We start from the raw sequence: 9,278 nt of genomic DNA, 5'->3' as shown, positions 1-9,278 counted from the left end.
TGCATATTGCGCTCGGTGAGGGCCGGTGTTCCGTTGTGGGGTGAGCCAGTGGTCCGGTGGGCGGTGAGCCACGGCGACGGGGCGCGGTGGACCGTGGCGGCGCTCGGGTTTTCGTGTGGGACGTTCGTCGCGCCGTGCCGTTGGGGTACGGCGTGACGAGAGGAAGTCGCCTTCATGGTCGACTACAAACAGATCCTTCGGCTGCGAGCTGAGGGGGTCAGTCAGCGTGGGATCGCGGACGTGTTGGGGTGTTCCCGTAACACGGTGGCGGCGGTGTTCACTGCGGCGGACTCGGCGGGGGTCGGGTTCGAGCAGGTGACGGACCTCGGGGCTGACGAGGTCCGCCGGCTGTTGCTGCCCGAACCGGCCAAGCCGGACTCGGACCGGGCCACACCAGACTTCGAGCACGTGCACCGGGAGCTGGGACGGCCGTCGGTGACGCTGCTGGTGTTGTGGAACGAGTACGTGGCCAACTGCCGCGCCACCGGCGAGGTGCCCTACCAGTACTCGTTCTTCAACGAACAGTACCGGCGGTGGGCGAAGGCCACCGGCGCGTCGATGCGGATCCAGCGCAACCCGGGCGAGTCGATCGAGGTCGACTGGGCCGGGGACCCGATGGCCTACGCCGACCCGCTGACCGGCGAACCACGACAGGGGTGGGTGTTCGTGGCCGCACTGTCGTATTCGGCCTACACGTATGTGGAGGCGTTCCCGGACATGACGCTCGGGTCGTGGATCGACGCGCACGTGCACGCCCTGGAGGATTTCGGGGGTGCTGCCCGGCTCCTGGTGCCGGACAACCTGCGGACCGGGGTGTCCCGGTCGGACCGCTACGAGCCGGCGTTGAACCCCGCCTATGCCCGGTTGGCCGAGCATTACGGCACCGCGGTCATCCCGGCCAGGGTGAAACGTCCCCGCGACAAGGCAGTGGTCGAAGGGAGCGTCCGGTTCGTCGCGGGGCAGGTCGCGGCGGTGCTCCGCAATCGGCAGTTCGTCGGGTTGGCCGAGTTGAACGAGGCCATCTTCGCCGAAGTCGCTGCCATCAACGCGCGTCCGTTCCAGAAGCGGGAGGACTCCCGGCAGATCGTGTTCGAACGCGACGAGAAGCCACTGTTGCAACCGCTGCCGCCGGTCCGGTTCGAGTTGGCCGAGCTCCGCAAGGCCAAGGTCGGCCCGAACTACCACGTCCAGGTCGACAAGAACTTCTACTCCGTCCCTTCCCGGTTGATCGGCCAATCCCTGGATGTGCGCCTCACCACGAGCATCGTGGAGGTCTTCGACGGGATCGAGCGGGTCGCGTCCCACCCCCGCTTCCAAGGGGTGTCGGGCCGGTATGCGACCCTGCCGGCCCACATGCCCGCCACCCACCGCAGCCGACTGGTCGACTGGACGCCGGAACGATTCGAGCAGTGGGCCGCCACGGTGGGCCCGAACACCCAAGCGGCGATCGGGGCGATCCTGGCGTCCCGCCAGATCGTCGAGCAGTCCTACCGGTCCTGTCTGGGGGTGATGTCGCTGGCCACCAAGCCCGGCGGCATGGCCCGCCTGGAGGACACCTGCACGCGGGCGTTGGCGGCCACCCCCGCCCCCTCCTACACGCTCATCAAGAAGCTGTGGACCGGCTGGACCCCACCCACCCAAGCCCCGCCGGCCCCCTCCCTGGGCGACGCCGGCTATGTCCGCGGCAGCGACTACTACGGGAGCCGAGCATGATCGATGTGGAAACCCTCACCCGCTTGAAGACGATGCGATTGTCCGGGATGGCCGAGTACTTCGAGAACCTCGCCGACACCACGACCGCCGCCACCCTGACCGGTCCAGAGTTGGTCAAACAGGCCGTCGACTGGGAATACGAGAGACGCCGCGACAGCAAGCTGCACCGGCTCCGCCGCCAAGCCTGCCTCGCCCAACCCGCCGCCGACCTGACCGACCTGAAAGCCATGCCCGGCCGCAGCATGGACCTCGAGCTGATCCACCGGCTCGCGGTCGGCGCCTACCTGGTCAAGCACCAAGACGTCATCCTGCAAGGACCCACCGGCGCGGGGAAGACCTACGTCGCCTGCGCGCTGGGGAACAAGGCCTGCCAGCAGTACCGCAAGGTGCTCTACCTGCCCGCCGGGGAACTGTTCGACCGGATCACCATCGCCGAACGGACCGGGGACAAGAAGCGCTGCCTCGACACCCTGGTCAACGTCGAGTTGTTGATCATCGATGACTGGTTCCTCACCCCGCCCACCCGGGTCCAGGTCCAGCAGTTGCACACCCTGATCGACCGACGACACAAGACCGCCTCCACGATCTACTGCTCCCAGCTACCACCGGGCCAGTGGCACGACCGGATGGAAGAGAAGATCCTCGCCGACGCCATCGTCGACCGGATCACCACCAACGCGCACGCCACCGTCCTGGACTGTGACGACTCCCTGCGCAAACACTTCACTCACCTGCAGTAACCACAGCGCTGGGGCGGCCCAAGCGGCCGCCCCAGCACCATGGCAACCCATCCCGTCGACGTGGCCCACCGATCCCCGGAACACTGGCTCACCCCCCAGCGGAACACCGGCCCTCAGCAAGCGCAATATCCAGCTACGCGCCCGACAGCTGGACCAGCCTGGTCAGCCACCTCCGCCACCACGACGTCACCGACCTGGAGATGCTCACCGCCGGAGTCGCGACCACCGCCTCCACCGGACGCCTCATCGACCGCTTCCGCGACCGCCTCATCGTCCCCATCGTCCACGACCACCAAGTGCTCGGCTTCGTCGCCCGCCGAAACCACCGGTACGGCGACGATGACGGACACGGGCCCAAGTACCTCAACACCGCCACCACACCCCTGTTCGCCAAAGGCGACCAGCTGTACGTCGCCGGCGAACTGGCTGGAGACGCGACGCCCGTGCTGGTCGAAGGACCGCTCGACGCGATCGCCGTCACCCTGACCGGCGACGGCCACCATGTCGGGGTCGCGCCGCTCGGCACCAGCCTCACCGAAGCCCAGGTCGCCCAACTGCACCAGCGCGGACGCAACCCCGTCGTGGCCACCGACGCCGACCTCGCCGGACAAGTCGCCGCCGAACGCGACTACTGGCTCCTCACCCTCTACAACCTCGACCCCACCCACGCCGTCCTGCCCGAAGGCACCGACCCCGCAGACCTCATCGCCGCCGGCAACGCGGCCAAGCTCGCGGACGCGATCACCCACGCCAGGCCCCTTGCCGACTCGCTGATCGACGAACGCCTCGACCACATCGAAGGCGCAGGAGCCGCACTGGATGCCGTCCGGGTCCTCGCCGCCCAACCAGCCAACCGATGGACCGCCGGCACCGAATACATCGCCGAACGCACCGGACTCCCACCAGCGCTGGTGCGCTCAGCGCTCGCGTCCATGGTCCGAGCCCGGAACACCGACCCGCGAAAGTCCACCCAGTTCGCCACCGACCAGATCACGGTAGTCAGGGACCGCCTCACAGCCATCAACGGCGAGCACGCCGCAGATGAGGTGATCGAACAGGTCAGCCCGACCGCAGGCCCCAATCGGCCCGAACCGCTCCCCACCCTCGAACCGCCACGTCAGCACGGAATCTCATGGTGAAACTCCAGCCCCGAAGCGAGAATGAACATCACCCCAAAGGAGACGCGCCGTGCAGCCCATGCTGATGATCGCGCTCGCCGCAGCGGCCAGCGTGCCGCTGGGACTCTCGCTGCGCCACAACCTCGCCACCCTCAGCTACCGCAACGGAGGCGAACAGGACGTTCCCCGGCCGGGGCCACGCTGGTGGGTCGTCTGGGCCAGCGTCCTCGCCGTCAGCAGCCTCACCGCCGCCGCGAGCCTGAGCGGGAGACCACTGACCTACCTTCCCCTGCTCCCCCTCGCCGTGGCTGGCCCGTGGCTGGCCGCCGTCGACTTCGACGTGATGCGCCTACCGAACCGCGCCCTCGCACCCACCGCAGGAACAACACTGCTCGCCATCGCGGGCGTCGGAACAGTCACGCAGGACTGGCGAACGCTCGTCGTGCCCGCAACAGCCGCACTGGCCACCGGAGGGGTCTTCGCCGCCATCCACTTCGCCACCAAAGGCGGCATCGGCTTCGGCGACGTGAAACTCACCACAGTGATCGGCCTCGCCGTGGGCCCACTCGGGATCGGTGCCGTCTGGCTCAGTGTCCTCACAGGCTCACTGGCTGCGCTCATCTGGGCGAAGGCGTCGCGCAAGTTCCACCCCATCGCTTACGGCCCGTGGCTTCTGTGCGGCTCGTGGATAGCCACCTTCACGGCCACCGTTGCCTCATCAAGCTGAACTTGCAGACGACAAACCTTCAGGGCTACACCTGTGCGTCAGTCTCGAGAATGGCGACGTAGCGCGCGAAGGCCTTGTCAACCTCGCTAGGAATCTGAACGAGCGTGCCCTCTTCCATGCGGAAGGTTCGGTTCGGGTCACCCCTGAACGAAAGCCAGTTGAAACTCGTGTTGATCCAGATCCCGTCGTAGATCAGAATCTTCGCGTGCGTGTTCTTCAACCGCACGAAGTCAAACTTCCCTTGGTGACGCTTGGCAAGGGCGTCGAGTTTGCGCAGCGCCCACTCGTCAGAGCCGCTGTCGTCTGGACCGATTCCATAGCCGATGTGAACCTCCACGCCCGCTCGAACCCGGCGTTCGAGCTTGGCCGCGAAATCGGCGTTGACGACGCCACCTTTGACCCACGGTGAGATGATCAAGAGTCGCTTCTTGGCAGAGTCCAGAGCCCTGTTCAGATGATCGGGATGCTCGAACACACTGACGCTTCGGACCGGGATCTCAGTGACCTTCTGCGGTGTCTCGTCGCCCGCTGTTCGCGCTTCGGCATCCGGTGCCGGGTTGGATGCCCTTCCGCCCAGGGCGATGACCTCGACCTCCTCCGCGGGGACGCGGAGCTTCTCCAGTTCATCGTCTAGCGTGGGGCGTGGCTCGGGTTGCCCGACCTCGATACCGAGCTTGGAGACGGCATCCACCGCTGCCAGTTCCAGTCCATGAGCGGGACGCAACTCGCCATCGATGCAGAGCCCGAGTTCCACCTCGCCGGTGTTGGGATTGCCGTACACGAGGAGCTGGGCAGGGTGAAAGAGGTGTTGGTTCTGTGACGCGATCTTGCGGATCCGGATGACTTCGATGAGACGGTTCCGATCGTCACGGCTGCGGATGATCTGGTTGAAGCGCTCGACAGTCAAGTCGTTCAGGTCAACACGCGAGTGCTTCTTGGCAGGCAAGATGACATGACCCAGTTCGTCGGCCTCCTTCTTCTTGATCAAGTCGGTCTGCGCGTAGTTCTCGATCGTCCAGGTGACGCGATCAAACGGCACTGGAAGTTGTCTCAGCACCGGTTGGATCGCTGCAAGACTCCGCGCGACTTCCAGACCTTGAGGGGTCAGTGCGAGCCGCCCACCCGAGCGTCGCAGGTTGTACTGGCTGACCTGATCCGCGGTCGCATTGAGAACCTGCTCGCGATCGAGGCCGAGGAGGGCTGCGAGTTCGTCAACGTCTCCGACTCCCTCATGGACGAACTGGATGAGGAACTCATCGAGTAGCGGCAACTGCTTTCGCTCTTGGGCAAGGACGTTGAGGCGCAGGACCGTCACGGGCAGCGCAGCGTCGACCAGTCCTAGCAGTTCAAGGCCTGGCCGATGGTTGCCGAACCGACGGCGGATCTGTTCAGATGCGGCAAGAGTCATCGTTCGGCCATCCTGATCTCGCAATCCTCCGGATGCGTCTCGATGTAGGTGAGAACCTTCCGTAGCGCTCCGGGCGTTCCCTTGATGAACCCAGCGTCGCCCACAATGGTCAGTCCGAACTTGGCGCGAGAGAGCGCGACGTTGATGCGGCGCCAGTACTCCGCACCCAAGAAGCCAAGATGTCCTCCTGAGTTGCTGCGGGTCACCGAGAGCAGTGCAACATCGGACTCTCGGCCTTGGACGGCGTCAACGGACATCACCGCGACCGAGAGGTGGGGTAGACGGCCTAGGAGCGGCGCGATCTGAACCTTGAGTTCAGTAACTTGGCTGACGTAGGGAGCGATCACCAGCACGTCGAGTGAGTCACGTTCTTCGGGCGGCTTGATCACCTTGTGCTCGACCGCGTTGTTGAGGATCTTGAGCCGGTCAATCAGCACCCTAACTTCGGCTCGGTTGGCATAACTCGTCGCCTTCCCCTGAGGTGCGGACTCACGACGGCTCTCGCCGAGCGAGGAGGTATCCAGCCACATGACCGGTTTACCGTAGCCAAGGGTGTAGCCGATCAGGCCGTCCTCGCGGTTGGAACTCAGTTCCTCGCGGTAGAAGCAGGAGGAGATCAGGTCTCCGATTGGTCGGAGCATTCGGTACTGCCGACTGAGCATGATCTGCGACTGTTCAGGCAACCTGTCAGCGAGGCGTTGAAACAAGGTCTCCTTTATGTCCTCAGGCGTCAGTTGGTGCTCGCTGAGGATCTCAGTGCTCCGCAGCAGCTCCTCGTCGATGGGCGGCAGTTGATGAGTGTCGCCAACGAAGACCCAGCGCTTGGCGCGGGACACTGGGACGAGCGCCTCAGTCAAGGTCGCCCGCGACGCCTCGTCGACGATGCAGAGGTCGATGTCGAGATGTCGGACCGCCGGGTGCCGCAGAAACCCGGTGCAGGTCCCGGCGATGACACTGATCTGGTCGAGGAAGGTGGTTGCAAGACGCTCATCCGAAGCGATGCGCTGGAGCCACTGACCCTGCAAGCGGAGCCTTGCGAGAAGATCTCGAGCGTCGTTGCTGTTGCCGATCAACACGTCAACTGCGCTCAATGCATCCTGAACGCTCATTGTGATCGACAGGGTCAGGTCGCCGGCGAGGAGGGACTGAGCTTCCTCAAACAGCTCGTCGCGCAGGTCGGTGAGCGCGTCGACGCGCTCCTGAGCGGTCGAGGTCGAGTCACTGGGCTCCAGGGCGGTGGTCAGCTCGGTCAGCTGTGGCTCTTCCGCCTCCTCCAGCATGGCTCGGGATTGGAGCACGCTTATCTCATCCAAGGTGCTGGCCAGCTGCTGCAGTGCCAGCGCCGCCCGTAGGTGAGCGTTGGGGATGCCCGCAGCTTCGGCTCGTTCACCGAGATGCGCTTCCGCGCGCTTGCGGACGGTCTGTGCCCACTTCTTCATCTGCGCCTCGAGCAAGAGATGCCGCACCGACTCGCTGACCCGCGACACGTCGGAGCTGGCAAGACGAACCAGGCTAGCGACACCACCTCGATCGAGCTTCTCCAGCGCGTTGTCGACAGCGACATTGGTCTGCGAGGCGATCAGGATGCGGGCCTCGGGGTTAGCCAAGAGCGCCTGCTCCACCAGCTCGGCGATGAAACTCGTCTTGCCCGTGCCTGGTGGACCTTGCACGAGGTACAGGTCCGCTGCCCCCAGAGCCTTACCCACCGCCTCCTTCTTGCGGTCATCGAGGTCCCGGTTCCAGTCCGGGATCGCGACAGGAACCGGCATCTTGGCTGACTCCGGTTTGAGCAGAAGCTCACGTAACTCAGGTCGCGCCGCCGCGCCGTTCTTCACCGCGATCACCGCGTCGCGCTGGCGACCGATGGCGACCTCGTCGGGACCAATGTGGGGGATGAGGAGCCCACGATCCGGCAAGCTCTCCCAACGGTTACCGAGGATTGTCACGGTGTCGCCGTCGTGATCGACGACCTCGCCCCAGCCGAAGCGGCGGTCGCTGTACTGATCCTTCACCCGCCACTCGGTATTGACGAGGTCATGGTCAACCGGGTCGGTGAGCGTGAAGGTCGCTTCGCGGCCCTTGACCTTCCAACGTAGGTATGGGAGCGGCTGCTTCTCGCCGCGGGCGAGTTCCTCGCGAGCGCTCAGCACGCGAAGCCAGGTGTCGAACAGGTCGTCACCTTCGCGGTCGACTGATCCGGTCGCGATCTGGTCGGCCTTCTCGGTGTAGAAGTCGTCGAGTGACTCCACTAGGTCGGCGATGGCGGCCTGAGCGGCCGTCAAGTTGGTCGGTCGGTAGAACGTCCACTCGTAGCAGCGGGGCAGGAGCAGCGCGCGCCTGCGGTAGCGCTCCAACTCCTCGAACTCCAACCTCTTGGCGGAGACCATCACCGCCCCGTCACGGTCGGGCCTTATGCCGAGCCGCCAGGTGTCGCCGATCAGGAAGATCGAATCCCGCTGCGGTTCGCCCGATTCGCGGTCAAGCAGGAAGGTGGCATAGACGTCGCCGGACAGGTCGGCAAGGGCGACGGCCTGTGCGTCCTGCCGCCGATCCGAGTCACCGGCAAGGGATTCTGCAGCCCCCTTCATCACGCGCAGCCAAACCGGCTCTCTTATTGCAGCGTTGGCGACTCGTCGCTTCTGGGCAGCGACCAGCGTGCCGAGCAACTCGCTGGCGTTCCTGGGACGTTCGCTTGGGTCGGTTGCGACACAGGATGCGAGGACCTTCCTGATGTCTGGTGGGACGTCGATCGACTGGACCGCTTGCTCGACGTCGGTCCACGAGGCCAACTTGGTCGTGGTCATGCACTGGATCAGGAGCACGCCCATGGAGTAGACATCGCGCACGTATCGAACGTCAGCGTTGATCTCCGGCGGTGCGTAAGGTCGCGAGTGCCAGGAAGCCACCGTGTTGGTGGTCTCTTCCTCGTCACCTCGGAGCTTCGCGATGCCGAAGTCGGCGAGCATGGGGACTCCGGCATCAGTGATCAGGATGTTCTTGGGCTTGATGTCGCGATGCTCGACCTGTTTGAGATGGGTGTAGGCGAGCGCGTCGATGAGGGGAAGTGCTATCTCCTTGCAGAGCCGGTCCCACGATGTCCAAGGCCCGGCTTCCTCCAACACATCATCGAGATTGCGCTCGACCCACTCCAGAACGATGTAGTAGCTGCCCGTTTCATCGATGCCAGAATCCCGATACGGGACGATGTTCTTGTGCGAGAGGTCTCGCAGCGTCCGTGTCTCCCGCTGGAAGACCTTGAGGCTAAGGTCGTCTGACTGGCTGTTGACGAACTTGACCGCCACGAACGAGCCATCCCGTCGATCAATGCCCTTGCGGACGACGCCGAAGCTGCCGCTCCGGACGTCCACGTCGAGCAGTGTGAAATGATCCCCAACCTCATCTGCCAAGACGACCCCCCGGTATATTCAACCCAGCGCGATCGATTACGCCCAGGTCGATCTTGGCACGGGGGTCTGACAGGAGTGCGCGAAACGCGGATCACGGGGCAGGTGCGCGACTCGTCACGGCGTCTTGCCGGAAGAAACCCCCGATCCGCACTCCTCGACGGGACG

The 9,278-nt window shown here is 64.9% G+C and carries 6 protein-coding genes; 4 read left to right on the top strand and 2 right to left on the bottom strand.

From position 1 onward, the window contains the following. The first annotated feature begins 174 nt into the window (after positions 1–174). Genes istA through AC5YDV_RS08545 form a run of 4 tightly spaced genes read left to right on the top strand, consistent with a single transcriptional unit; the run spans position 175 to position 4,298 of the window. Complete coding sequence (gene istA, locus AC5YDV_RS08560; protein WP_496181550.1) at positions 175–1,713, top strand: IS21 family transposase; 1,539 nt, start codon at positions 175–177, stop codon at positions 1,711–1,713. Continuing rightward, on the top strand, positions 1,710–2,453 hold the full coding sequence (locus AC5YDV_RS08555) for an ATP-binding protein (RefSeq protein ID WP_496181551.1): 744 nt from the start codon (positions 1,710–1,712) through the stop codon (positions 2,451–2,453). Before istA ends, AC5YDV_RS08555 begins: the two co-directional genes overlap by 4 nt. A gap of 8 nt (positions 2,454–2,461) precedes the next feature. After that, a complete protein-coding gene (locus AC5YDV_RS08550) occupies positions 2,462–3,592 on the top strand; it encodes a toprim domain-containing protein (protein ID WP_496182794.1) in 1,131 nt (376 codons plus the stop codon). A 58-nt stretch (positions 3,593–3,650) separates the two neighbouring features. Beyond that, positions 3,651–4,298: a prepilin peptidase gene (locus AC5YDV_RS08545; RefSeq protein ID WP_496182793.1), complete on the top strand. Its 648-nt coding sequence runs from the start codon at positions 3,651–3,653 to the stop codon at positions 4,296–4,298. Between the two features lie 25 nt (positions 4,299–4,323). Here AC5YDV_RS08545 and AC5YDV_RS08540 read toward each other — a convergent pair whose 3' ends face one another. Continuing rightward, positions 4,324–5,706: a phospholipase D-like domain-containing protein gene (locus tag AC5YDV_RS08540; protein WP_496182790.1), complete on the bottom strand. Its 1,383-nt coding sequence runs from the start codon at positions 5,704–5,706 to the stop codon at positions 4,324–4,326. After that, entirely contained in the window at positions 5,703–9,113 is a 3,411-nt protein-coding gene (locus tag AC5YDV_RS08535; RefSeq protein ID WP_496192469.1) for an AAA domain-containing protein, read from the bottom strand. Before AC5YDV_RS08535 ends, AC5YDV_RS08540 begins: the two co-directional genes overlap by 4 nt. Positions 9,114–9,278: the final 165 nt, after the last annotated feature.

This window comes from Propioniciclava sp. LT432 (genome assembly GCF_059515965.1).
The sequence above is the reverse complement of the archived record's forward strand: the minus strand, read 5'-3'. Positions and strand labels throughout refer to the sequence as shown.